The sequence below is a fragment of the Vibrio sp. 1402 genome (assembly GCF_033340275.1).
The window spans coordinates 1-530 of record NZ_JAWOWE010000657.1 but is presented as its reverse complement, the minus strand read 5'-3'; the positions used below and the strand labels follow the sequence as shown (position 1 = coordinate 530).

At 46.4% G+C, this 530-nt stretch carries 1 protein-coding gene; it reads left to right on the top strand.

Annotated elements, in window-relative coordinates:
• The coding region (locus R7044_RS27785) for an Asd/ArgC dimerization domain-containing protein (RefSeq protein ID WP_263857076.1) at window positions 1-363 on the top strand (363 nt) is incomplete at its 5' end.
• Between the last annotated feature and the right edge of the window lie 167 nt (window positions 364-530).

Genomic DNA, 530 nt, shown 5'->3' with positions numbered 1-530 from the left:
GTGTGGGAAACTCAGAAAATCTTTAACGCTCCTTCAATCACCGTAAACCCAACGTGTGTTCGTGTGCCGGTGTTCTACGGTCACGCAGAAGCGGTTCACGTTGAAACTCGTTCACCAATCGACGCGCAAGAAGTAATTAACCTTCTTGAGCAAACCGAAGGTGTAGAAGTATTCCACGGTGACGATTTCCCTACACAAGTTCGTGATGCGGGCGGTAAAGATCACGTAATGGTTGGCCGCATTCGCAACGATATTAGCCACCACAGCGGCGTAAACCTATGGGTTGTGGCTGACAACGTGCGCAAAGGTGCAGCAACGAACGCTGTACAAATCGCCGAAGTACTGATCCGCGATTACTACTAAGTTAGTGGTATAAGAACCGTAAAGCCTCGCACTAAGCGAGGCTTTTTTGTTCGAACGATGTAAATTTGTGTGAGATTAGTACGAATATGGCGAGAGCCACACATTTTTTATCCCCAAAGCTATAGTTTTGCGTGGTATATCCGATATATTTAACCGATCACCATTTC